The sequence below is a fragment of the Synechococcus sp. MIT2312 genome, assembly GCF_059772315.1.
In genome coordinates, this window is the sequence record NZ_CM186281.1 from 1,595,128 (window position 1) to 1,620,722 (window position 25,595).

The following is a 25,595-nucleotide window of genomic DNA, read 5'->3' on the forward strand; positions in this document are numbered from 1 at the left end:
GGGTGAGACCATTTTGCCCGGCCGCATCGCCGCCCTTACTAGACCCAATTCCAACCCTGGCTACAGCCCGCTTTCATCTAGGAGCGGAATGCCATAAGTTCCCAAAATCCCGATCGGTTCAGCATTGCTGAAAGCCCGTTTCCTATCAGCGTTCGCCTCAGGAGCCTTGCTGGCGCTACAGCCAGTCGCAGTGAATGCTCAGCAGCTCATTGAAATAGAGGAGACAACGACGAGGCAACAACCCCTCCCTTTAGAACAGCGAGCTCAGATCTCCTACGACGCCTACATTCTTGGCCCAGGTGATGGGCTTCAGATTGAGTTGCTTGATCTGCCAGAACTCAGCGGAACGTTTTCGATTGGTCCCGACGGGACCCTTTACTTACCTCGCCTGCGTGCTCTCTATGTGGAGGGACTCACCGTCGAGGAACTTCGCTATTTCCTCACTCAACAATTTCGTACTTATGTGCGTGAACCTCAGGTGTACGTGCGCCCCGTCAAATACCGACCGATCCGCGTTTACGTAGGCGGAGAGGTCAGGCGACCTGGCTACTACACCTTGAGTGGGGCGAACGATCTAACTCGCATCTCCGAATCAGCAGAAACCAACATTCTGAAGAGAGGTAATGCAACCGAAATTGCCCGCAGCGTAATGCGCCAGTTGCCTGGCGGTGCCTCCCCGAGCCCTGGAGCAAATGGTTTAAGCACGTTTGGGGCAGTGTTCCCTACCGTCTTTGATGCAATCCGAGCGGCGCAAGGAATCACCCCCTATTCAAAACTCGCCGAAGTGCAAGTTACGCGCAGGCGCGCTGAAGGCTTAGGTGGCGGTCGCATCCGCACCAATCTCGACTTCCTTTCTCTGATCACCGAAGGCAACGAGTCTCAAAACATCCGTCTCTTTGATGGTGATGTGCTGAGCGTCGGCAAGAGTTCTGTTGTGCTGAAAGATCAGCTTTTAAAAGCTGGGCAATCGAATCTCAGCCCCCAGTTCCTTGAAGTTTTTGTCACCGGACGCGTCAACATTCCCGGTGGCGTGCAAGTTCCTCAAGGCAGCTCTCTCAACCAGGCTATCTCCTTGGCAGGAGGAGTGAAAATCATTAAGGGCAAGGTGGAGTTTGTGCGTTTCAACCGAGAAGGCACGATCGACAGGAGAATATTCGCCTATCAACCCGGTGCAGCTGCTGACGCAACCAACAATCCAGTTTTGGCAGCTGGTGATTTAATTCGCATCCAAGATTCTCTCTTAAGCGGAGCAGTCGGTGTCTTGAATGAATTGACCGGACCATTTGTTGGACTCTACTCCGTTTATTCACTTTTCAACGAGGTTGGCCAATGACAAAGAATCCTTCCTCAAACCAAACAGTGAATGTTGCAAGCGCGCAAGCTGACGATGAAATTGATCTTAGGCAAGTTGGCGGGGCTCTGCTTCGCCACAAGCGCCTAATCGCTGCTATTACCGGATCAGCTCTTGTTATATCTACACTTTACGCCTTCACTCGAAAGCCTGTGTGGGAAGGTCATTTTCAGATTGTGCTTCAAAACAACAATCAACCCACTAGCAGAGCTGCCGCACTCATTCAGAGCAATCCAGGACTCGCAAATTTAGTCGGCATAAATGCCGGAGAAAGCCAACTTGAAACTGAAGTAAAAATCCTCGAAAGCCCTTCGGTACTAAAACCTGTATACGATTATGTGAAGGCCAGCAGAGTCAAAGAAGGAGAAGATGTCAGCGGATGGAGCTATTCAGATTGGGTCGGAAATAATTTAACAATTGAACTCGCAAAAGGAACATCAGTCCTTGAGATTGCTTATAGGGATACCCAAGAAAACTTGATTCTCCCAGTAATTAAACGCATTTCTAAGGCTTACCAGGTTTACTCCAACCGTGATCGAACTCGGGGCCTCAACCAAGCCGTAACTTATCTCGAAGAACAAATTCAGAAGCTCAAGGTTGAAGCTAATACTTCAATGCGTGCAGCACAAAAATTCGGCCTGGCCAATGATCTTGGAGTGAAAGATGGTTTAGGAGTCGGAGCAGGCACAACAACATCCAGCGCATCGACTGGGATTATTCCGAGCGGGTCGGTCGAGAACATTCGCAATCAGGTTAAAAATAAAGTGAACGCTTTGCAGCAGCAACTGAATGAAGCGAAAGCCAGCGGCGGAAATCGTGTTTATGTTGCGCCACAACTTGCAGCAAATGAGGATCTATATGCACAACTCCAATCAATAGAAGCCAAACTACAAGAAAAGTCATCCCTGTTTTTACCTAACGATCCGAGCATTCGCGCTCTAAAGCGACAACGCCAATCGCTTACTTCTGTGATTAATCAACAAACTATAGGCCTGTTGACTGGAGAGCTACAAACAGCCCAAGCTCAACTGGCCTCCCTCAATCGCCCCCATGATGTAATCCTGAAGCACCGTGAATTGGTACGCACGGCTCTCCAGGACGAAAAAACCATTGCCGAATTAGAAGGTCAGCTTCAGGTCATGCAGCTTGAACAAGCTCGTCAAGGAGAACCCTGGGAGCTGATTTCAACTCCCACACTGCTGGACACACCAGTAGCCCCTCGCAAAACACGGATCATGGCGCTCGGATTGCTGGCGGGCTTGGTCGCTGGAAGTGGTGCTGCACTAGTGGTGGATCGCCGTACGGGCCTTGTGTTCAGCACCGATGAACTGCAAAGCCTGCTGCCATGTCCGCTTCTTAAGCACTTGCCAGCCATGGCCGAAGACACTTGGACCGATGCAGCAGACCTGCTCGCCTCGGGCCCCTTGGCAGAAACCGGTGGAAACACTGACATCGCACTGATCCCCTTGGGCAACATGCCGAGCGATCAGCTCGAAGCCTTCAGTACAGAACTGCGTCGCGCCCTTAAGGGACGCAAGCTGCTTGTGAGTATCGATTTGCGTAAAACAAGCGAGTGCTCCACCCAACTGCTTCTCGCGGCACCAGGAGTTGTGACTCGCACACAGTTGTCGCAATTCAGCCAAAAACTTGCTCTTCAGGGAGCTCCCCTTGCCGGTTGGGTGCTACTTGATCCTGAGCTGGATGTGGGGTGACAAACAAACCTCCTCTCTCAAAAAGAGTGCGAAGACTTCTGATCTCGAGCTCCTGTCTAACAATCGGGCTCAGTGGATTTGGGACTCAAGCAACACACGCGCAGGTGGTCTGGGAGCCGATCGACTCGCCTGTGGCACCCCCCCCACCTGTGGTCTGGGAGCCCGTCTCTGACTCAGACGAGCGAGATCCGTCACTGACGGCTGTTTCTTGGCAAATTGTGCCTGGAACGAAGGAACAAGATCAACCATCGACGGTTGTGGCTTGGGAATTGCTTGATGCAGATGATGCAACCAATCTCCCAACTTCGGAGACTGCGTCGACAACTGAGATCAATCCACCCGCCAGCGTGGAAGAAGCTGAAGCGCTGCTCAGCACCATCCCTCTGAAACCCAGCGATTACCTACCACTGCTGAGGCTTTCACCTTCAGTCCCCACAGCAGAAAACTTGCCCGCTGATCAGTGGCGCATCTCGTTTGGGACCATTTCGCCCTTTGAGAGTGCAAGCGGTACTGGCAATCAGAATTATTCGATCAACCTTGATGTTGGCTTGAACGACAGCCTGATGCTGTCATTCTTTATCAGTCAGGCCGATGATCCGCTCAATGCCCCGCTCACCGGTTTCGCAGTACAACCGGGCAATTTTTGGCAGAGCTACGGTGCCGCGGCCCAGTGGCAAATTCTCAACCAAAACAACTGGAAGCTGGCCATCAATGGCTCACTTGAAGCCTGGGAAGTAGGCAGTGGCGGAGACGACTCCTTCTCCGACTCAGGCGACAATGCCAGCCCCAACATTTTCAATGACTCAGGCAGCCGAGTCTTCACCCGTAACTTCGTCGGATCCCTCAGCCTTCCGGCGACCTGGCAAGCCAGTGAACAGTGGCAATTCAGCTTTGCCCCTGGTGTGAGCTTCCTGCCTGCAACGCAAGGCGCTGGCCAGGGTGGAGCTGGAACGTTCTATGGCATCAACCCCTACGTCAGCGGCGGAGTGCTGTTCCAACCTTTCCCGGAGCTGGGCTTCACCGCCAGCATCGCCCAACCAATCGGCAGCGGCACCAACAGCTTCGATGCAGATCTGGTGTTTTCTCGCGTTCCCATCCTGTCCGCAGGCATCAACTGGGATCTCAATCCGCGCATCGGGCTCAAAGGCTTGATCACCAATGGCTTCGGAGCAACACCAGCCACGGCATTGCTCGCTTTGCCCTCGGACAACCGGCTTGGCTACTCAGCCAGCTTCGTGTTCACCCCTGGCACTGCAGACACACCGCAAGCGCCGCTCACACCAAGGCAGCAATCACTCGCCAAAGGGGGGCTCACAGTCAACACCGCCCTGGTACCACCGGACACCAAAACAGAGGCTTGGATCAATGCTGATAGCGGCGGGAACGTCAACGGTTTCGTTGGCTATTCCCTCTCCAACATCTTCCAGCTGACTCTCTTCAGTGGGGGGCTCTACAACAACGTGCCCCAAACCACTCCCCAGGCACGGCTCTATGCCAACGATGGGGCCTGGAACTGGCGTATTGGCGGAAAAGCTGTGGCCTTCAGCCCTCTTCGTGGTGCTCCCTTCTGGGGAGGTGGGCGGATCACCCTGGGAAGAAGTAATCAGGAGAGCAGCAGTGGCCAGGGCTATGTGTTCGCAGAAACCATGGCGACCTGGGAAGCCACCAGGGGATTGGCGATCAACTTCAACCCCAAAGTGGCCTTGAGCGGAGCAGGCAACCTCTGGGGATTAGGGATCAGCTCCAATCTGCAACTCTTCCCAGGCTGGGAGCTGGTGCCTGAAGGCAATGTCGTGATCAATCAACTGTCCCAAAGCAACGGCACCCTGGGGCTTCGTTGGCACGCCACGGACAGCATTGCGCTCGAAGCCTATGGAAGTACTGCCGCCTCACTTCTGGACATTGGTCAGTTGATCAATGCCGAACAGGTGCGCTGGGGCGGACGATTACTTATCGGTTTCTAACCGATGATCTCGGGACGAGCCTCAACGCAACACCCGCAGAACTGCGCAACGTGAGACGCCCGGTCCATTCAGGGCCAAGGCTGTCATCACCAGGAAAGAGCTGAAAGTGCTTGATCAGTTCAGCCAGCACCAATAGCGCCTCCTGCTGGGCAAACGCAGCTCCGGGGCATTTGCGCGGGCCTAGGCCATAGGGAAGCCAAGCTTCTTTTCGGCAAAGGATCTCCTGCTCCGTCGCGCTGCTGTCAAGGAATCGCTCCGGGCGGAATTGATGAGGTTCCGGCCAGTAGTCGTCATGACGATGAATCACCCAAGGCGAAAACGTCAACAATGAGCCAACCGGACATCGGCTGATCGCTGGAGCTTGCTGCGGGCATTCCATCGATGGAACCGAGAGGTCGGTGTCTTCATTGACGCGTTCACGGATGAAGAAACTCACCGGCGGATAGAGGCGCAAGGTTTCCTGAAACACCGCAGCCCCATAGCGCAGCTGCCTCAAGCTTTGGTGCGTCACCACCTCAGGCAGAGATGCCACCTCGGCATGCAACTGGCCCTGAGCCTCTTGATCCAGAGCCAACAGCCAACAGGCACTGCTCAAGGAACTGGCTGAGGTTTCATGACCGGCCAGAAACAGAAAGCAAATCTGATCCACCAATTCCTCAGCCGTGAAAGAAGTACCGGTTTGTGGATCCTCAGCGGCAAGCAGGGCACCCAGCAGATCCTTCCCACCAGACTCAGGCTGCGCGAGCCGCTCCTCGATCACGCCTTGGATCCACTGACGAATCACCAGCGCATCGCGTGTCAGCGAGCGCTGCACCCAACGCCGTGGCAAACGCGCAAAGCGCAAGATCAGTGCCCGGGCAGCCTTGCGTTGATAGCGCCCAAAGGCTTCAAACACCTCGCGCGCCTCTCCCTCCTGCACCGGTCTGCTGAGGATCGTGCGCACGATCACATCAGCGGTGACCCAGGTCATCGCAGCCTCGATATCGATTTCAGCGCCTTGTTCGCTGGATTCACCTTGCTCGGAAAGCTGTAGTGCAAGCCGCTCCAACATGGCCTCTTTTGCAGCCTCCATCGCAGGAAACACCTGCTCCAACTGGGCCACCTGAAACGCCTGATCAACCAAACGCCTCTGGCGTGCCCATTCGTCTCCATTGACAGAAAAGATGGCTCGGCCAATCAGAGGTTCAAGAATCCACAGCGTGTAGGGGTGCTTTGGAAAGGCCTCCACCTCCTGCACAAGAACGCGCCTCAGCAGTGTTCGATCATTCACCAAAAACACCCTCAGGCCCAGCAGATTGAGCTCACCTAAAGCGATGCGGAAGTCCCATTCGTTGAGCAAACCAAACCAACTGCTCCATCCCCGCATCAAGCGACGCAGCACGTTGGCGGTGTAGGGCAAGGGCTTTGGCCAAGGGGGTGTGATGGCCATCAGCTCGCGCTCTCACCAGTCATCAGTCCACAGAGATCCAGGCCCGTGGCTGAGTTGGTCAAATAGTCGAAATGGAGGTCAAACAGCTGGGCCAGCCATTGCCGCTTGCGCGCTAAACCGTTGGCTTGTCGAAGATTCAGCAACTGCATCCGCGGGTAGTCACTGCCGTCACTCGTTGGCACAGGCAAACCACAGGCTTGGTAGGGATTCACTCCCGCAAAACACAACAAATCATCGAAGGAGGTGACATCCAGCCAGGGCAAACAGGGCTCAAGCGCCAACGTCTTGAGATCATCTCGAAAAGCCTCCGCACCTGGATACAAGCCCAGATTGGCCAGGTTCTGCCCCAGGCTCAGCAAACGCAGCCTGGGCGTAATGGCCATCGAATTGGGATGGCGTCGCAGTTCAGCTGCCACCATCGCCAACACAAACGATCCGGAACTATGACCCACTAACAGAATTTCATCAGCGGGATTGTTGTCTTCCAAGGCCAGCAATGCCTCGACCAACTCCTGCACCCGCTCGCGCAACATCGTGTCTCTCAGGCTGCCCAGGCGATGGGTGAACAAGATGGACCGGCAGAGCCAAACCACACCCAAACGATCCGCCAGCCGCCAGCCTTGCCAGAGCACAACAGCCACCACCAACGGCATCAACGGAAGCCAAAGCAAGGCAGCCAAGACTCCGGCGGAAGTCGCTGTAAGCGTGACCAACACCAAAACCATGACGGGGTAAAGCCCACAAAGCGCCACACCAGGGCACAACCGCGCCGTGCGCACAACTCCCCCCTGCAGCAGATAGGCCCGCGCAAATCCAAGCAACTGGGTCAGCAACGGCCAGGGGTGCTTTGGCCAGTTCGCACGGGCGATGTCATCCCAATGCAAAAAAGCAAGCTCATAGTGTTGATCAACCTCTGGATCCAACAAGGGCCAACGGGTGATCCTTTCACCTTCCTGACGAGACCCCAAACGCCAACCACGCTGTTTCAGCAGCCGCGCAAATAAGCGCTGATAATGCGCCACACCTCGGGGGTCAAACCCGCTGAGGAAGTACGTGCGTCGCCTGCACGATGACCCGGTCGTCTTCAACTCGTCTGCTCGATTCACAGCCATGTCCATCCAGCTTCACCTGCGATCTGCATTGCTCGGGCTGGGGATCGTGCTGACACATCTACCAGCAACGCCAGCGGACGCTGCGCAAGCAACGTCGATCCAGATCCAACAATCAGGCAACACTCGTACAGCTGAGATGACGCTGCCCGTGTCACAAGCGCATGCCTGGTCAGTGCTCACGAACTATGTGGCCACGGGAGAGGCGATGCCTGACATCAGCAAGGTCCAACTGCTAAGCCGTCAAGGCAACCTGATTCGCATGCGCCAGACCTATCAAGCGCCGTACACCTTCGGCTTGAAAATCAGCGCAACCCTGGCCGTACAAGAAAGCCCAAAAACAGCGATCAGCTTTCAGATGCTTCAAGGCGATCGCATTCGCAAGCTCAATGGCAGCTGGACGATCACGCCAACACCAACGGGAACTCGTCTGCGCCACACCATCACCCTGGTTCCAGAGCTGCCAGGCATGCTGCAACCGGTCTTCGCTGAACTCACTCGCAACAGCTTGCGTGAATCGATGCAACGCCTGAGTGGGCTGATGCAGGCCAACAACTAAACCTCAACACCCCGGTCCCTGCAAAAAAACACGCGAGATGGTCTGAAATGAACGGCGTAGTCGATGCCACGCCATGAGACATGGCGCGTGAACAAGGCCGACAAGGTGGCCAGTCCATCCACCAATTGCCCAGGGAGAAGTCCCACAAGCCAGCCCCAAACCCGAACAGAGTCCTGTGGGCGCAGCAGAACTTGGATCCAGCAGAGCAGGGACACACATCCCAGCTCATAAAACAGCACTGCCAACCAGGCTCTTTGAAACAAAGCAAACGCCAACAGCAGCACGCTGCCAAGACCATGGAGTGCCACCAGTGGCCAAGCGGGGTGGTGCAGGCGAGCTGTGAGCAGTTGACGGGTGATCCAGCGGCCCAACGGCAGCATGGGCTGGGCTGGATCGGGATCGACCATCAGCAGGCTTGGTTCAAAGCGGTAGCCCAACCCCAACTGCCGTAATGGACCGAGCAAACCCGTGTCTTCGCACAAACCACGCCTTAAAAGCTCGCTCCAATCACCGGCCTCCACCAGCTCACGGCGAACGCAAAGGGTGCCGCCCCAGGGAATCTGCAGCAACGTCATCAGCACCACGGCCCCTGCATTCCAAACGGCTCGCGTCCAGCTGCTCCAATGAAGAGCGCCCAAACTGGGGGCAGGGGGCCGAAACCAGCGATTCCCCGAGATGGCACCCACCCCTGGTTGCAGGCAAGAGCGTGCACAACGTTCCAAGCCGTTGGCTGGGAAACGAATATCGGCATCCAAAAGCACAACCAAAGCGCTGCTGGGGTGAAGCTGAGAAAACGCCTGGAGTAGTGCCGCACATTTCAACGAACCCTGGCCTGGGCGCTCAAGCAGGGTGGAGCAGCGCAACTCAGCCCAGGCCGCATCTTCACGGGCTCGCCAGGGCTTCAGCATGGCCCAGGCTGGGTCCTGATCACTGTCCACCACCACCTGCAACCGCCAGGGAGCGGGATAGGTCTGATCAGCCAATGCCTCCAGCAACCGCGGCAGGCAGGCATCAGCACCCCGCAAACACAACACCACTTCCAAGGAAGGCCAAGAACCTTCAGAAAGAGATGCTGGATCTGAGGAGCGACGCAAAACCCGCAAACGTTGGCTGAACGCAAAGACAAGCAGGGCTTGCCCAAGCCATAGGGCCAACAACAACAGCGAGGCCGGCATCAGCGAGCCAGTTGCTCCTGAAGCAGCAGCACTGAAGCCCAGGGCCCAATCAACTGATGCCAGGGGGGGCAGCGCACACCATGGGCCTCCAACACCTGGGCCGTGCGGGCACAACTGGGGCGAGCCCGCTGACCCACGCAGTTGCGCTCGGGATAGGTCAACCCGTCGTCGCCCCAGCTCTGCTGAAGGAAGGGCAGCAAAGGCTGGAGAGGATTTCCTGGGCTCCGCTCAATCTCAATAATCCATTCCTGCATCGGCAAAACGCGCCAACCATCCATGCCATCGGTGAGTTGCCTTAACAGAGTGGTGAGCAGGAGCGGTTCAGGATGCTGGAGATGGAACGCACGGCCTTGTGCTTCATCACTCCAGGCCAAAGCCGACACCGCATCAGCGACGTAATCAACAGGCACCACATCCAATTCCCAGGCCAAATCAGGCGAAGCAGCTAACGCCAAGCAGCCCTGCAGCAAGCGCTGCAGCAAGTCTCCCTGGTGCCAGGCACTTCCACAGGATGGACCTGCAATCAACGGGGGCCGGTAGATCGAAACAGGCAATCCGGCTGCTGAAGCCCGGCGCACCATCCGGTCCGTGACCCATTTGGTTTGGGAGTAGCCGAGCTGGATGCCTCGCCAATCCTCAAGCGGATCGTCTTCCAGAATCAACTGATCACGGCAGGCATCCGCTTCAAACACCGCCACGCTGGAAATCAAGGCGAAGCGTTTGGGTGAATCCGCAGCTGCTAATCGCAGAAGCTCGCGCGTTCCGCTCACATTGGTGGCCGCCAATTGGGCATAGCTCGCCATCTGACTCAACTGAGCACCGTTGTGGAGGATGCCGCCAATGCCCATGCCAAGTGCAGCAAACTGATCGGCATCCAAGCCCAACCGAAGCTGGGCCAGATCACCAAGAACCACCTCCAACCGCTCTTGCCAGGCCTGCTGCCAAAGCCCATAACGGCGCAGGTTCTGCTCCAATCGCTCCATGCCTTGCTGCTCAGAGGCTGCCCGCACCAAACAGCGCACCCGCAAATCCGGCCATTGGCGGAGTTGCCCCGCCAGGAGATAGGCGCCCAGGAAGCCACTCGCGCCAGTGAGCAGGACGCGTTCTCCAGGAGCCTCCACGGGGGGGACCTCCGGCAATGACCAACTCTCCTCCAGCTGAGCCTCTTGATTGAGGTCCAATCCTTCCGGTGCCGCTGCCGAGCCATCTGGCAACAAGCGCTCGAGAGCCATGCTGGCCAGGTCATCCAGGCAGGGGGCGTCGCTGAACGCAGCCAGATCGAGGCGCCAGCCCAAGGCTTGCTGCACTTCGGCAGCAAACTCTGCCGCCATCAACGAATCGAGCCCTAAATCAAACAGGCTGGCTTGTGCATCGAGCTGAGCTTCCGGTTCTTCCATCACTGCGGCCAGAAGTTGTTGAAGCGTCGACAGCAGCCATGGCCCGCGCTGATCCGCTGCCAAGGCCTGCAACTGAGCGCGAACCTGGGCTTCTGATCGGCCCGGAACGTCATGGATCAGGGACCGGAACCAAGCCGCCTGACGCGGCAAGGCCTGACCAGCGAGCCGCGGCCAATCGGCTGCCATCACCGTCACCACTCCGCTGCGACCTCGTTGCAGCAATGACTCCAGAGCCGACAACGCTTCGTCTTCAGCCAGTAAGTGCAGGCCTACGGATTCAAAGCGGCGCTCCAATCCTTCAGCCATGCCCGAGCCAGCCCAGGGCCCCCACTGAATCGCCAGCTGAACAGGACCTTCAGAGTCCGCATTGCGGCAGCTGGATTCAACAGCCCCATTAGCAGCGCCATAGACCAACTGGCCAGGTGAACCCAGTGCCGCGGCAATTGACGAAAACATCACCTGGAAGTCGAGGTGTTGAAAAGCTGCTGGCTGCAGCTTTTGAAGCTTGTCCAGTTGCTGCTGGGGGCCAAACTTGGCCTCAAACACCGCATTGAGACTGGTGAGTTCAATTTCACCAACGCGCTGATCTTTCAGCGCTCCAGCAGCATGAAAGACGCCCCGCAGTGGCAGGTCCTGAGGCAATTCAGTGAGTGCTTGAGGAAGATCGTCCCAGCAGAGCGCCTCAACCTGCACACCCTGAGAACGGAGGCGGTTCAACCAATCGGCCGTGTCCGAGCCTGGTGCTGGCAGACGTCGACCCACCAACAACAACGAGCGCGCACCCTGATCCAGCAACCAGGACTGCAGACGTTGCCCGATCCCTCCAAACGCGCCCACCACCAAATAAGTGCCGTCGGTGCGAATGGAACGAGGAGGGGCTTGGCTGGGCAGGGTGATCACCAACTTGCCCACATGCTTGCCCTGCGCCATACGCCGGAAGGCGTCCTTGCACTGCTCCACAGCAAAGGCTGAGACCGGCAAAGCCGGCAGGGCTTGGTCCTGGGCAGCCCTCAGCAACCGTAGCAATCGCTGCCTTAAGGGCTGTGGATCGCGAGCGGCCACTTCCAGCAGGTCAAAGCGGAAATAGCCCACATCAGGCCTTCGCTCGCGCACCTGCTGGTCGCTCCAGATCTCCAGCTTGCCAAGCTCCACAAAGCGCCCGCCAGAAGCAAGCGCCTGGAAACTGGCATCCACCCACTCACCTTTCAGGCTGTTCAGCACCACATCAACGCCGCGGCCTTCGGTGTGCCTGAGCACCTGTTCACCGAAATCCGTGGAGCGGGAATCGAAGACCGCTTCCACGCCTTGCTCCAACAATCCAGCCTGTTTGGCCTCACTGGCGGTGGCCAGGATGCGAGCACCGCAGCGCAAGGCCACCTGCACAGCTGCCTGCCCAACGCCACCGGCAGCCGCATGAATCAACACCGTTTCCCCAGCTTGAAGCCGGGCCAGCTGCTCGAGCCCATGCTCTGCCGTGAGATAGGCCGTTGAAAGGCTTGCCCCCAGCACGGGATCCAACTCTTCCGGCCAGGGCACGCAGAGGACGGCTCTGCAAGTTACGTGGCTTGCCAGGCTTCCCAGGGTGAGCGCAGCAAGCATCCGCTGGCCCACCAACGAGGAATCCACCCCGGGACCGACAGCGACCACCCGCCCGACGGCTTCGCCACCGAACGGCAATTGAGCATTGGCTCTCAACCCGAGGGATTGATTGTGACTTTGCAAAAGCCCCAAAGCGTTGAGAACATCGCGAAAGTTCAGCCCCGTGGCCTCCACTGCCAACTCCAGCTCTCCTGGCTGCAGACGCGCTAGCGGCAAGGGCGCCTTCAGCAGCCCCTCAAGTCGACCCGTTCCATCGGAGAGCATGCGAAAACGCTCTTGATCAATCGGCTGAAAACTGCGGGTTTCAATGCGATCAGGACCACACCAGCGGACCTCAGCATCACCGGCGGTAGCAGCCAAAAGCTGGTGCCACTCAGCGGATGACAGCCCTGCAGCCAGGGCAGAAGGGGACGCTGTGATCGTGCTGCAACGCCATGCGGAACAGTCCTGGGCCAGGGAACGCACTGCCGCCTGGACCGCCTTAGCAGCAGGTGTAGCCAAAGCAGGAATCCACAACAGCACCTGGCGCGGCTGAGTGAGAGGAAGCGCCTGGAGTTGTTGCACCAGCTCTGCGGTCACCGATTGTGGATCCGCCTGTAATTCCAGTTCAAAAGGCGTGATCGCCTGCTGCTCGCTCCATTCCCTAACGGCATCTGGCAATGACCCAATCGCGATCAGGCTGATGGGCTCAGCCGCTCTTGGGCTCCAGTCGCTGAGTGCATGAGCCGCAAGGGGTTGCCAGATCTCCTCCAGCAGTTGTGCGGCAGGTCTGGAAGGGTCCTCAGGCAGCATCAACTCCAGCAACGTTCGCGTCAGACGCCGGAACTGCAGGCCACGGATCGCACCGATCAGGTCCCCGGAGAGATCAAGAACATCCAAGTCAGCGGTCACATGCGCACGACTTCCGTCATCTCCCTGGCTGAGATCATCCTGACGAAGTTGTAAGCGACACCGCAGCTGGTCAGGCAATGGCCATCGCAACATCTGCATCTGCTCCACTCCCACAGGGAGTAGCAATTGGCCATCGGCGTGCGTTTGAGCCAGAACCGCAGCCACCAGTTGAAAACAACCATCGATCAGGCAGCGATCAGGCGCCGCCTCGGGACGATGCAGCAGTGCTTCGGCCACTGTGGCGTTCGCGTGCAAAGCAACAAGCGGCCGGTAGCAGCTGCCGTAATCCAGCCCAAGACTCTTCAGGGAGCGGTAGAAACTGGCAACATCAAGGCCAGCATCAGGGTCAGAGTCCAAAGCCTGCAGGGACTGAATGGGTTGCTCAGCAGCTGTTGTTAGCCGAAGCTGGCCGTGGAGCTGCCAGCTGCCGCCGTCTTCGGCCTGCGGGGAGCGGGCATGGAAGCTGAACGCATCACCGTTGCGTACAGCCTGCAGCTGTACCGAACCGGGGTTGAACCACAGCGGACGATCGAGATTGAGATCAGCACATTGAAGTGGCTGTTGTTGATCGTTCAACCAATCCAGGAGAAGGGCGAGATAACCCGCTGCCGCAAACAGGGGATAGCCGCACAACGCATGGTCAGGAAGGTCGCGAGCCTCAGCCGGATCCAACACGGTCTGCCAATGCTCTGACGTTCCTGGAAGGTCCAACTTCTGCAAAGCCAGACCTGACTGCTCAGCAGTGACACTGCTGGCAAAGCCGACGTGATCCAACCAAAGGCTCGCTTTGCCTTGGTCCCGACCCTGATCCCGTGGCGTCCACCAAAAACGTGAACGCAGAAAAGGATGACCTGGAGGCCGCAGCTGATGCCATGAGGCACCTTGATGCCATGCCAACCAATCCATCGAGGCTCCTTGAGCCAAAGCCTGGACAAGCTTCTGGAGCTGCTCAAAACCAACGGCACCCTCAGAAAGAGTCACCTGTTTCAGGTCTCTCAAAGTCTCTGGCAGTCCCCCAGGTCCACGCGCAGCAACGACACCGGTCCACGCCGCAGGCTCTTGCCCGCGCAACTGGCGGACCAGGTCTTGAACACTGCTCGCAATCACCCCCAGCGCATGGGGACATGGGGAGCGTCGCAGATGAATGCTGGCGCAGAGGTCCTGCAAGCTGACCGCTGCATGAGCCTGAAGCCAATCCGCTGTTTGTGTACGAAGCAAATCAAGAGCTTCCTCGTTACGCGCGCTTAACCAGAGCAGATGCCATGAAGGCTCTGATAACAGCGTTGACGTGGGTTGAGAAAGCTCAAGAGGTGCACTGCTTAGAACCGCATGAGCATTGGTGCCACCGAATCCAAACGAGCTGACACTGACCACCAGCTCCTGCTCAGGTTTTGGGAAAGGTTGCAGCGTTGTCGAAACCTTTAAGCCCAGAGCAGGCAGATCCACACTGGGATTGGGTTGCGAATAATGGAGGCTGGCAGGCACCATGCGCTGCCTGAGACACAACACAGCTTTGATGAAACCCGTAATGCCTGCAGCGGTTTCCGAATGACCCACATTGGTTTTCACCGAGCCCAGCAAACAGGGGTCATTGCTTAGCCGCCCCTGACCCAGCACCGCTCCAAGGGCCCTGAGTTCAATGGGGTCCCCTTGGCGTGTGCCGGTGCCATGGGCTTCAACCAATTGCGCTGAAGCCGGGGACAAGCCAGAGCCTTCATAGGCGGCTTGCACACAAGCGATCTGAGCTTTTTGGCTAGGCGCAGCCAGGCCTTGGCTACGCCCATCGGAATTCACAGCTGTGCCACGAATCACAGCTTCAATCGGATCTCCATCGCGCATCGCCGCCGCTAAGGGCTTGAGCAACACAGCCCCCGCGCCTTCGGAACGCACATAACCATCAGCAGCAGCATCAAAGCTGCGGCAACGCCCCTCGGGCGACAGCAAACCGGCTTTGCAGAAACTCATCTGAATGCCTGGGTGAATCAGAGCTTGAACGCCACCCGCAAAGGCCAACTCCGACTCACCCCGCCTCAAGCTCTCGCAGGCCAAATGCAACGCCACCAAAGACGAGGAACAAGCCGTATCAACGGTGAAACTGGGCCCTTTGAGGTCAAACGCATAGGAAATGCGGTTGGCCGCGATGCAACCGGTGTTGCCGGTGAGGATGAAGGGTTCGTTATCAGGTGTGAGGTATTGATTTTCCGAAGCCCAGAGCAAGGCGCTGTAATCAGCGCTGGAAATGCCCATGAACACCCCCACTGAGCGTCCACGTAACTGCTCCAGGGGCTGGGCACCCGCCTCCATCGCCCTCCAGCACACTTCAAGCAACATGCGCTGCTGAGGATCCATGCATTGGGCTTCCCTGCCACTGATGCCAAACAACGCTGGATCAAACTGATCAATCCCATCCACCAACCCTGCTCGGCGCACATGCTGGTGCAGCGGCGTGCGCGGATCGGGATCATGGTGACGCTGGAGATCCCATCGATCTACGGGAATCTCGTCAATCCCCTCACGACCTTCCGCCAGCAGTTGCCAGAACTGTTCAGGACTCTCGACCCCGCCAGGGAGTCTGCAACCCATCCCCAAAACGGCAATGGGCTCTTGCGTTGGTGAAACCGGACGGATCTGCTGATTCATGCGCCCGGGACTTGCTGTCCGTTCAGGCGCATGGGATAAACACCCTCACGGAAACCATTCAGTGGGTCGAGCCAGCGAGGCCAGAACCGTGACGGTTCTTCGACATTTTCAATGCGGCAAGCGATCCAATTAACCAGCAAGAACTGAAGAACCAAAGCTGTTGGACCTGATTGGATCACAAACCATTCAAAACCAACACAGCCCCGGCCCGGAAGCCCACTCTTGAGGCACTTTCCGTAGCCGAACCTGCATCAACTCAAGGACCGGCAGCACTAACAGACGGGCTGGTAACCAAAGCGAGGCGTCTGGCGCATAAGCCACCGACGATCACCCACCCCAGAGCTCCAATGGCGATGGCCATCACACGACCCTGATCCGTTCCCAGCGTCTCCAGCAACCAAGACGGCCACACCGGCCAACCCAGTGCTGGCCGCAAGCCACGGTCAACGAGCAGGGGCACAGCCAGAAATGCACAGAACCGGGTGGCCCACTCGCACCCATACCGCAGTGAGAAGTAGCGAGGCAGTGACTCCCGAGGAGCCAGGGTCACCCAGGCTTGGTGAAGAGCTGCCATCACAACGGGCAAAGCAGCACTGAAGACCAGGACGGCTCCAAACCAAAACGCGGTTCGATGCGCAAAGGCTTGCAAGCCAGCGCCCATCAAAATCAATGCCTGAACCACGAGGGCCCAAGGCAAGACGGTTCGCCAGCGCATTCCCAGCAGCCATCGCCAGCATGCGAACCCAGTCAAATATCCCAAGGCTCCTGTGATGAGAACCCAACCCATCCACTCAGGCGAATAGGCCAGTGACACCCAGGCAGGAAAAAGCACTTCGAGGGATGCATAGACAAAGGCCGTCAGCGCCGTCAAAACAAGAGCTGATCGCGCTTGCAACGAGCGCTGCCAGAGCGCCAACAATCGGTGCAACGTGCCAGCAGCAATGAACTGATCAGGCGCCGCTGCAGTCACCGGATCAAGGCGCCGGGCGTCCCGCGACCAAGGCGCCACAACAACGCTCAACAGGGCCAACACAAAACTGATGCCATCGACCAGCAAGACTCCACCCAGGCCCTGACTGGCCACAAGCCAGCTGCCAAGGAAAGGAGCCATGGTGATCACCAAACCATCCACCGTGGCGAACAATCCATTGGCACGCTGTAAGCGCTCTTGATCGGAAATCAACAGCGGAATCAGGCTGGAAAGACGCACCACCAGAAGGGCTTCAGCCACAGCAGCCAAGGCTTGAATCGCTAGAACTCCGAGCAAAGGGGGTGGAGCATCCCCTGAAGAGAGGAGCAACAAAAAAGCCAACAAAGCCGTGCACACAGCACCCGTCGCATGGCAGAGCACCATCAATCGACCAGGACGCCAAGCCGAAAAAACACGCAAAAACAGTGGCAACGCGAGCAAGCGTGCCGCCTGCACCACCATCGCCACCAAGCCAAAGTCAAGGAGTTGGCCCGACTGGGCAAACAACCAAAGCCCGATTCCATAGAGGCTTGTCTGAGTTCCCAGATTGGAAATCAGCTGGCCGCCCCAGAGGTAGCGAAACAGGCGGCTGGATCTTTTAGCCACTGGAAAGATCTAGCAACAATGAGAGAAGCAACGAAGAAGACTGAACCCACATCAGGCCAGTGCCTGCGGACCATCAAAAAGAAGCTGACGAATCGCCAAACGATCAACGCTGAGTCGGTAACGCTGCATGCGTGCCTTCAACTGTTGGTACTGGTGCGGCTGCTCAAGCCATGCCCCACACAGCGCCACAAGATCTTTGGGCTGACGGATACAACGATCGATCTTGCGAGCCTTAAAATAGCGGCGAGCCAATAATTCCTGAGGCATCGTTGTTCCAAAGCCATTGAAAATGAGCACACAACCAGTGGCCAGAGCTTCAGTGGATGTTCGTGCCCCTGGCCGCGCCACCATGGCCCAGGCTGTTCGATAGAGCCGCGCCATCGCTGCTGGGCCTTGAAAAGCCAACGGCTCAACGGTCAGCTGTGGATGCTGCACCGCCCAGTCCTGCACCTGCCGAAATGCAGCCTGACGACGACCACAGAGGGCGCTAACTCTGATCCTCCCCGCCAAGGGCAGCAACGTCTCCAGCAAACGAATGTGGTTGTTGGCACCATTGGCCCCAGCTCCCAGCACCAGGAGTGGCAGCTGCTCGACGTCACTCTCCGGAATCTCTCGCTCCAGCTCCTCCTCAAACGCGGGATCGAACAACGGACCAAGCGCCGGAGAAGGCAAGGAGCGGTAGCCACGTCGGCGAACGTCATCGCTGACTTCCTGAGAGAGGGTCCAGAACGCCTCAGCCCGACGCGTTAGCCAGTTGCGACTGAAGCCAAAGCCACCCTCCAACTCCGTGCAACAAGTGATGCAGCGCAGACCTGGAAGAACCCTCCGAGCCAGATCGAAATGGCCGCGGTTGATATGGGGGTGCGTAGAGATCAACAGATCCGGCTGCAGTCGCCGCAGTAAACGGATCACATAAAAACGTCCGGCGAGCAGCGTTCCTGGCTTGGTGACGTCTTCCCACTCCACAACCCGCCAATAGATCTGATGCATCCAGGGCCCATGGCGCTGAATCCAGTTGTAGAGAGCAACTCCCGCACGAGTAAAAACGCTGGCATTTTCCAGCACGTGCTCAACCCACACCTCACCGGTTGGATCCCAGCGCTTGATCCAGGCCTGCAGGGCGTAGGCGGCGGCGTCATGGGCTGTGCCGCCACTGGACGTGAAAATCAAGACCCGCATCAAGCAAGGTTCTCACGCCTGTTACGCCTAATCCAAGAGCGGAAACTACCAAAATCCGCGATCAAGGAGCAGCAAAAGCCCGATCGATCCTTGGCCAATAGATTTGACCGATTGATAAGCACGATCCATGGCGCGGCTGCTGGTCACAGGCGGGGCTGGCTTCATCGGCAGCCATACCTGTCTGGTTCTGCTGAAGTCAGGTCATGACCTGATCGTTCTGGATGACTACAGCAACAGTTCTCCGATAGCCCTTGAGAGGGTTTGTGCACTCGACCAGCTCGATCACAACGCATCCAAGACGCGTTTAAAGGTCTGGCAAGGGGACATTCGCGATCCGCTGTGCCTCGAAGCCCTTTTTTCTCAAGCCAAATCAGAGGGCGCTCCCGTTGAGGCTGTCATTCATTTCGCCGGGCTGAAAGCCGTTGGTGAATCGGTGCGTGAACCGCTGCGTTATTGGGACGTGAATCTGACTGGCAGCCAATGTCTGCTGGCTGCCATGAGCGTCCATCACTGCCGCACCTTGGTGTTCAGCAGCAGCGCCACGCTCTACGGCTACCCAAAAGACATCCCGATCCCAGAATCAGCGCCCATTCAGCCGATCAACCCCTACGGCCACTCCAAAGCAGCGGTTGAACAGCTCTTACACGATCTGGCCGCCAGTGCTCCCAACCAATGGCGCATTGCCTGCCTGCGTTATTTCAATCCCGTAGGAGCGCACCCCAGCGGCAAGATCGGAGAAGATCCGCTGGGTACTCCCAACAACCTGTTCCCCTTCGTGAGTCAGGTGGCCGTGGGCAGGCGCAAATCTCTCCAGGTGTTCGGAGGCGACTGGCCCACCAGCGATGGCACCGGTGTTCGTGATTACATCCACGTGATGGATCTGGCGGAAGGCCACCGAGCTGCTCTCGACTGCATGCTCGCTGAACCAGCACAACTGCTCACCCTCAATCTGGGCAGTGGCCAGGGTGCCTCGGTGCTGGAGGTGGTGCGTGCCTTTGAACGCGCTAGCGGTCGCCCAGTGCCCTACGACGTGGTGGCCCGTCGCGATGGAGATGCAGCCATCACGGTTGCCGATCCCGCAAAGGCTTTTCAACGGCTTGGTTGGCAAACAAAGCGAGGCCTTGATGAGATCTGCCGTGACGGCTGGGCCTGGCAGTCGGCCAATCCATCGGGCTACAGCGATCAAGAATGAGCGGTCTTGTGCTGGCTGGTGGCGGGCACAGTCACGCACTGGTCTTGCGACGCTGGGCCATGAAGCCAAGCAAGCGCCCCAATCAACTGATCACGCTGGTGAGCCGCACGAGCACCGCTTTGTATTCAGGCATGGTGCCTGGGCTGATTGCAGGGGTCTATCAACGCGACCAGGCGGCAGTTGACCTGCGCGACCTGGCCGATCAGGCCGGCGTGGCGCTGGTGGTGGCCGAGATCACCGGTCTGGACCTTCAAAACCAGCAACTGCAACTGGATCAACGCCCAGCACTGCCCTACGAGCACCTCAGCCTCAACCTGGGCGCCGTGACGTCAAGCAGCCCAGCGCCAACTCCAGGACTAGTGCCGATCAAACCGCTGGAACCAGCACTGGCCTTTCTGGCCGACCAAGACGAACAGATGAGCAAACCGGCTGTTGCAAACTCGCCGTTTCAGGTGATCGGCAGCGGCCTGGCCGCAGTGGAGACAGTCTTTGCACTTAGGCAGCGCTGGCCCAGGCGACCTCTCGTGCTGCGCATCCACACGGCACAGCTGAAACCAACACTGAAACGGGCCCTGAAAGAGGCATCCATCCAGCTCACTGAAACACGCAACCTCGATCAAACCAATCAGCTTGAAACCGCTGCAGGGCTGCTTTGCACCGGCAGCCGAGCACCCCAATGGCTGGCAGAGAGCGGGCTTCCCTGCTGCCCCAACAGCGGTCGGGTCCACACCGAAGCCAGCCTCCAGGCGATTGGACAGCCAAAGCTCTTCGCCGCAGGCGACTGCGCTGTGATCGATGCGCAGCCCCGCGCGCCATCAGGAGTCTGGGCCGTGCGGGCCGCCGCGCCATTGGTCCGCAACCTGGAAGCAGCTTGCGAAGGTCGACCTTTACGACGCTGGCGCCCCCAACGCCAGGCGCTGCAACTGCTGGGCGGGTTCAACAATGGGCACCCCACAGCCTGGGCACTCCGAGGATCAAGCCTGGTTGGCCCTCATCCCCTGCTCTGGCTCTGGAAAAGAGCGATTGATGCGCGGTTCATGGCGATGTTTCAGCGCAGCGGATCCATGGAGAGCGCCGAAGCCATGGCCTGCAGGGGCTGCGCCGCCAAGCTTCCTGCTGGCCCCCTGGAGGGTGCTCTGCAGCAAGCCGGCATCGCAGCGCTGGGAACAGATCCTGAAGATGCTGCAGTGCTGCCATTACGTCCCGCTGCGGGCAGCGCTCCAGTACTGCAAAGCGTGGATGGTTTTCCAGCCGTGGTCAGTGACCCCTGGCTGAATGGACGACTCACGGCCCTACATGCCTGCTCCGACCTCTGGGCCTGCGGCGCGCAGGTGCTGGCTGCCCAAGCCGTGGTCACGCTGCCCCAAACAAGCGAACCAATCCAAGAGACCCTGCTAGCCCAGACGCTGGCAGGGATTCGCTCCGCCCTTGATCCTCAGGGCGCCCAGCTGATCGGTGGTCACACTTTGGAGGCACGCGATGGCCTCGCCCAACCGCCGCTGAGCCGAGCGGTGCAGGTGGTGCTGAGCGTCAGCGGACAACCCGAATCGACGGTCTGGCCCAAAGCGGGACTTCAAGATGGAGACCGACTGCTGCTGAGCAGGCCGCTGGGGACAGGAGTGCTATTCGCCGCGGCCATGGCAGGTGCAACTCCAGCTCCAGATTTGGATTTAGCCCTCCAACAAATGGGCACGAGCCAGCACTGTTTGCTGGAAGAGCTTCTGGATCTGCAAGCCAAGCATCTAAATGCCATCCATGCAGCGACAGACATCACCGGCTTCGGGCTGCTGGGGCATCTAGGCGAAATGCTGCGCAATCCGACGCTGAAAGTAGTGCTCAACGGCCCCAAGATCCCAGCGTTCCCAGGAGCTCTCTCACTACTGGCCAAGGGCTACGCAAGCAGCCTGGCCCCCGCCAACCGACGCGCCTGGAGCTTGCTGGACAACGAATCCGTGGATCTGCACCTGGACGGCATAGATCCAACCAGCAAGCAGCATCAAGCCCTGCTTCAACTGCTGGTGGATCCCCAGACCTGCGGGCCTCTCTTAATCAGCGTTCAGGCCGACATCGCCCAACAGCTGACGTCTCAACCCAACACCGCCTGGACAGACATCGGCAGCGTGCAAAAGCGCTGATTCAGACCGGCATCAGCTCTCGAGAGCTTCAATCGGCGCCAGACGCGGATCGAGGATCTTGGGCCCCATCCCTTTGAATTTCACCGCAATCGAGACCTTCTCGCCACTCCCGAAGGTGTGCGTGACTTCGCCTTCCCCGAAGCTGCTGTGCATCACCCAATCGCCCACACTCCAGCTTTTGCCGGGTGCTGGTCCCGCCTGACGACGACGCACGGCGTTGGCCGGGGCACTGCTGCTGCTGGGCTTGTCGCGATCGACGCGGGTGAGCCGATCCAAACGCTGTTCACGGCGGATTGCAGCTCCGCCAGACCGAGGAATTTCACCCTGGACCAAAGTTTCCGGCAGCTCGGACAGAAACACACTGGGCACCGCAGGTTCACGCATCCCGCCCCAGAGACGCCGCTCGCTGGCATGGGACAGGAACAGCCGTTCCTTGGCTCGAGTGAGACCCACATAGCAAAGGCGTCGTTCCTCTTCCAAGGAGGCGGGATCATCCAGCGATCGATAGCTGGGGAAAAGTCCCTGCTCCATCCCCACCAGGCACACCACAGGAAACTCCAAGCCCTTGCTGCTGTGCAGGGTCATCAACGTGACCCGATCAGCTGCCGTGTCTTTGCTGTCGGCATCGCTGGCCAGGGCAGCCGAAGCGAGGAAGCCTTCGAGATCGCCTTCATCGTTCTCTTCCTGGTACTGCAAACCGGCATTGACCAGCTCCTGCAGGTTGCGCCGCCGTTCTTCGGCTTCATCGGTGGCCTCAGTGATCAGCTCGCTCACATAGCCGCTCTGCTCCATCACCTGCTGAATCAGTTCAGAGGGCGCCGTGTTGTGAACGCGCTCGCGCAGACCGTTGATCAGTTCGCAGAACTGCAATAGCCCTTTAGCAGAACGGCCTCCCAAGGAGCGCACCGCTTCAGGGTCACTCACCACATCCCAGAGCGGGATTCCCAGTTGGTTGGCCGCGTCCGTGAGCCGCTGAATCGTTGTTTTACCAATGCCCCGCTTGGGCACATTGATCACCCGCAGCAGGCTGACGGTGTCAGCCGGGTTGATCATCAGGCGCAGATAGCCCAGCACATCCTTGATCTCACGCCTGTCGTAAAAGCGCAGACCACCCACCACCACGTAGGGGATCCGCCAGCGCACCAGCGATTCCTCCAGTGCTCGCGACTGGGCGTTGGTGCGATACAGACAGGCCATGTCACCCCAGCTCAGCTCAGGGTTGGCAGCTTCCATCATGCGCAGCCGATGCACCACGGCCTCGGCCTCTGCAATCTCGTCATCACAGCGGGTGAGCGAGATCAGTTCGCCCTCACCTCGGGTGGGACGCAACACCTTGTCGATGCGCTCGCTGTTATTGGCGATCAAAGCGTTCGCCGCCTCCAGAATCGTGGCGGTGGAGCGGTAGTTCTCCTCCAGCTTCACCATCGTGCGGGTGGCGTCGTCCGGGGCCTGGTCGCCGAAGTCGTCCTGAAAGCCCATCAGGATCGTGAAGTCGGCAGCGCGGAAGCTGTAGATGCTCTGGTCGGCATCTCCCACCACAAACACCGACCGCCCCGACCAGTTGTCGTAACCCTGGGGATCCTTACCGTCGGTCACCAGCAGCTTGATCAGGTCGTACTGGGTGCGGTTGGTGTCCTGATATTCATCCACCAGCACGTGTGCAAAGCGGCGATGCCAGTAGCTGCGCACCTGCTCGTTCTGCTGCAGCAGCTGAACAGGAAGCAGCAGCAGGTCATCGAAGTCGAGAGCGTTATTGGCAGCCAGCGCCTTGCGGTAGCGGCGGTAGACATCCGCTGCAAGCTTGCCCCGCTGCCCTTCGGAATTGGCCTCCATCTGATCCGGCAGCCAGCCCTGGTTTTTGGCATTGCTGATCGCCCAGCGCACCTTTTTGGGCTCGAAGCGCTTGGGATCAAGCTGCAGCTCCTGGGTCACGATCTCCTTGACAAGGCTCTGAGCATCAGCCTCGTCGTAGATCGAGAACTGCTTGGTCCAGGTGAGCCCCTCCTTGTCTTTGAACTTGTCGATGTCGTAGCGCAGCATGCGCGCGAACAAGGCATGGAAGGTGCCGATCCAAAGCTCCTTAGTGACCTCGCGGTAAATGCACGTACGCAGCTGACGCTGCTCCACCGGCGGCAGAGTGCTCCAGGGCTGCCCGAACTGACTCTGCGCCAGACGCTGAGCCAGCAACAGCTCCAGCCGCTCCTTCATCTCCCGGGCCGCCTTATTGGTGAAGGTCACCGCAAGGATCTGGGATGGATCGGCTCCGTGTTCACCGATCAGATGGGCAATGCGATGCGTTAGTGCCCGGGTCTTGCCACTGCCGGCTCCTGCCACCACCAACAGAGGGCCTTCGTGATGATCCACTGCCCGGCGCTGGGCGTCGTTGAGACCGGCAAGAAAACTCATGAGCTGATGGTACGGAAGTTCTCCTGCTTCGAGGCGTTCGGAGTCACCCAGGCGATGGCAAGCAAGTAGCCGCTGATCATCTGCTGCAGCGAAGTTTTGAGCAGCGTGGACTCCACTAAGGAGGAAGCCAAAATGAACAAAGCACAGGCCAGGCCAGTCCTGCAGAGCGATCCGGCCTCACCTGCGAGGCCCAAAAACAGACGCTGAAAGACCAATCCCAGGGCGATCAGCATCATGACCAAGGTCGCTAGACCCTGGTCTGCCAGCGCATGCAGGAACACATTGTGAGCATGCGGAATTCCCTCGGTTCGACCGGGAAGAAACACCCTGCTTGCACAGTGGTCGGAGACCCGGTCGTAGCCCTGTCCCAGCAAAAACTCGGGCAGCGATCGGAGGGAGCGGCTCACAAAACACTGGGCCACCTGTGCGCGGCCAACGTCGCTGACCTCCTCAGCGACGAATGGACTGCCAGGCCAATACAGAGCCAGGTTGAACAGCACAGCAAGGATCAACACCGTTGCTGCCAGTGACTTGGAGCGCCTGGCCACCCACTGACGATTTCGCCAGCACAGTTCGGTCACGATCAACGCTGCAATGGGAAACAGAACTGCTGCGCGCGATGCCGCCCCCAAAGCCAGAACAAAACTGAGCACCCCCACGACCGCAGCCAGACGAGACAGCCAGGGGCGCACTTCGGCACGAGACAGTCCATACCCAACCAAGGCGAAAAGCCCGAAGAGATATCCAGAGCGATTAATGGTGATCTTCTGAATGCGAACCGCTTCCTGTGGCAGAACATCACGCACAACAGACCAGGGGATGGCGTCGAGGTTGCTGTTGTATCGATCAAATTCAACAAAGAACAACGCAACGACCACCGTGGCCAGAACCAACCAAAGGCCTCCTCTCCATTGCTCTTTTGACTGCTGCAGACCCGCTGCGAAGGCCAGCAACACCAGGATGAGATCGGTGGGGGCCGAGCCGCTGATCGGATGAACAACAGCACTGAGGCTGACAACGAGTACGCCGACCAATACGCCATACAACGGTTGCGCAGGCAGCCAACGCAGAAATTTGAGACCACACCAGATCGCCAGGATCCAGATCATTCCGGCAGGATTCCCGCTGCGTTCCCAGACAAGGCCCAAGAGCGAGAGAGGAAGCAACAGGTCCAGCCAGGGAGAGGCCAGACGGTCGGTCAGTCCTGGCAAGAGAGACGGGTCTTGTGGCCCTTCAGATTGCCAGACCTGGGAAGCAGAAGTCTTCAAGACAAAGAGGCTG

The 25,595-nt window shown here is 58.4% G+C and carries 14 protein-coding genes; 6 read left to right on the forward strand and 8 right to left on the reverse strand.

The genetic code is table 11. From position 1 onward, the window contains the following. Positions 1-124: 124 nt before the first annotated feature. From AC6EI9_RS09260 to AC6EI9_RS09270, 3 genes are all read left to right on the forward strand, one after another. On the forward strand, positions 125-1,333 hold the full coding sequence (locus AC6EI9_RS09260) for a polysaccharide biosynthesis/export family protein (RefSeq protein ID WP_498467507.1): 1,209 nt from the start codon (positions 125-127) through the stop codon (positions 1,331-1,333). After that, positions 1,330-3,063 carry a GumC family protein gene (locus tag AC6EI9_RS09265; RefSeq protein ID WP_498467508.1) on the forward strand — a complete coding sequence of 578 codons (1,734 nt, stop codon included), beginning with the start codon at positions 1,330-1,332 and terminating at the stop codon, positions 3,061-3,063. Before AC6EI9_RS09260 ends, AC6EI9_RS09265 begins: the two co-directional genes overlap by 4 nt. A gap of 347 nt (positions 3,064-3,410) precedes the next feature. Then, entirely contained in the window at positions 3,411-5,027 is a 1,617-nt protein-coding gene (locus AC6EI9_RS09270) for a hypothetical protein (RefSeq protein WP_498467509.1), read from the forward strand. On the opposite strand, the gene AC6EI9_RS09275 is transcribed toward AC6EI9_RS09270, so the two are convergent. Both AC6EI9_RS09275 and AC6EI9_RS09280 read right to left on the reverse strand, forming a co-directional pair. Beyond that, the gene (locus AC6EI9_RS09275; RefSeq protein WP_498467510.1) at positions 5,014-6,456 is read right to left on the reverse strand and encodes a cytochrome P450; all 1,443 of its coding nucleotides are present in this window, start codon (positions 6,454-6,456) and stop codon (positions 5,014-5,016) included. The genes AC6EI9_RS09270 and AC6EI9_RS09275 overlap by 14 nt on opposite strands. Further along, positions 6,456-7,568, reverse strand: a complete 1,113-nt coding sequence (locus AC6EI9_RS09280) for a hypothetical protein (protein ID WP_498467511.1) — start codon at positions 7,566-7,568, stop codon at positions 6,456-6,458. The genes AC6EI9_RS09275 and AC6EI9_RS09280 overlap by 1 nt, the downstream gene beginning before the upstream one ends. Here AC6EI9_RS09280 and AC6EI9_RS09285 point away from each other — a divergent pair. Beyond that, positions 7,567-8,124, forward strand: coding sequence for an SRPBCC family protein (locus tag AC6EI9_RS09285; protein ID WP_498467512.1), 558 nt, complete (start codon positions 7,567-7,569; stop codon positions 8,122-8,124). The two genes, AC6EI9_RS09280 and AC6EI9_RS09285, sit on opposite strands and share 2 nt — an antisense overlap. Here the strand turns inward: AC6EI9_RS09285 and AC6EI9_RS09290 are convergent. The 4 genes from AC6EI9_RS09290 to AC6EI9_RS09305 form a co-directional block, all read right to left on the reverse strand. Next, positions 8,121-9,299 (reverse strand): glycosyltransferase family 2 protein, encoded by a 1,179-nt coding sequence (locus tag AC6EI9_RS09290; protein ID WP_498467513.1) that lies wholly within the window; start codon positions 9,297-9,299, stop codon positions 8,121-8,123. The two genes, AC6EI9_RS09285 and AC6EI9_RS09290, sit on opposite strands and share 4 nt — an antisense overlap. Then, complete coding sequence (locus tag AC6EI9_RS09295) at positions 9,299-15,826, reverse strand: thioester reductase domain-containing protein (protein ID WP_498467514.1); 6,528 nt, start codon at positions 15,824-15,826, stop codon at positions 9,299-9,301. Before AC6EI9_RS09295 ends, AC6EI9_RS09290 begins: the two co-directional genes overlap by 1 nt. A 256-nt stretch (positions 15,827-16,082) precedes the next feature. After that, on the reverse strand, positions 16,083-17,402 hold the full coding sequence (locus AC6EI9_RS09300; RefSeq protein WP_498467515.1) for an MFS transporter: 1,320 nt from the start codon (positions 17,400-17,402) through the stop codon (positions 16,083-16,085). Positions 17,403-17,453: 51 nt separating this feature from the next. Continuing rightward, positions 17,454-18,572: an MGDG synthase family glycosyltransferase gene (locus tag AC6EI9_RS09305; protein ID WP_498467516.1), complete on the reverse strand. Its 1,119-nt coding sequence runs from the start codon at positions 18,570-18,572 to the stop codon at positions 17,454-17,456. A 136-nt stretch (positions 18,573-18,708) separates the two neighbouring features. Here AC6EI9_RS09305 and galE point away from each other — a divergent pair, with 136 nt between their 5' ends. Both galE and selD read left to right on the forward strand, forming a co-directional pair. Further along, positions 18,709-19,773 carry a UDP-glucose 4-epimerase GalE gene (gene galE / locus AC6EI9_RS09310; RefSeq protein WP_498467517.1) on the forward strand — a complete coding sequence of 355 codons (1,065 nt, stop codon included), beginning with the start codon at positions 18,709-18,711 and terminating at the stop codon, positions 19,771-19,773. Continuing rightward, positions 19,770-21,908: a selenide, water dikinase SelD gene (gene selD / locus AC6EI9_RS09315; RefSeq protein ID WP_498467518.1), complete on the forward strand. Its 2,139-nt coding sequence runs from the start codon at positions 19,770-19,772 to the stop codon at positions 21,906-21,908. Before galE ends, selD begins: the two co-directional genes overlap by 4 nt. A 12-nt stretch (positions 21,909-21,920) precedes the next feature. On the opposite strand, the gene AC6EI9_RS09320 is transcribed toward selD, so the two are convergent. Further along, positions 21,921-24,314 (reverse strand): UvrD-helicase domain-containing protein, encoded by a 2,394-nt coding sequence (locus AC6EI9_RS09320; RefSeq protein WP_498467519.1) that lies wholly within the window; start codon positions 24,312-24,314, stop codon positions 21,921-21,923. Continuing rightward, positions 24,311-25,525, reverse strand: coding sequence for an O-antigen ligase family protein (locus AC6EI9_RS09325; protein WP_498467520.1), 1,215 nt, complete (start codon positions 25,523-25,525; stop codon positions 24,311-24,313). The genes AC6EI9_RS09320 and AC6EI9_RS09325 overlap by 4 nt, the downstream gene beginning before the upstream one ends. Between the last annotated feature and the right edge of the window lie 70 nt (positions 25,526-25,595).